The organism is Streptomyces sp. SM1 (genome assembly GCF_002910825.1).
Taxonomy (GTDB): Bacteria; Actinomycetota; Actinomycetes; order Streptomycetales; family Streptomycetaceae; genus Streptomyces; species Streptomyces okerensis.
This window is the reverse complement of sequence record NZ_NEUB01000492.1, coordinates 1-226: the sequence shown is the minus strand read 5'-3', so window position 1 is coordinate 226 and position 226 is coordinate 1. Positions and strand designations below refer to the sequence as shown.

Sequence of the window (226 nt, the reverse complement as noted above, 5' to 3'; positions counted from 1 at the left end):
CGGGGGCGGCATCCTGCCTCCGAACCTGATCACCGATGTGATGACCACCGACGCCACCGTGCCGGACGTGAAGGCGACCGCCCCCATCCAGCAGCGGCTCGACGAGCACGGACTGCGGCCCGGTGAGCACTACCTGGACTCCGGCTACCCCTCCGCCGACCTCATCCACGACGCCGCGAAGCAGGGCACCGACATGGTCACCCCGGCCCCGCTCGACCACTCGGCA

The 226-nt window shown here is 70.8% G+C and carries 1 pseudogene; it reads left to right on the top strand.

From position 1 onward, the window contains the following. Positions 1 to 40: 40 nt before the first annotated feature. A pseudogene (locus tag B9S61_RS12135) lies at positions 41 to 226 on the top strand (IS1182 family transposase); the annotation flags it as partial.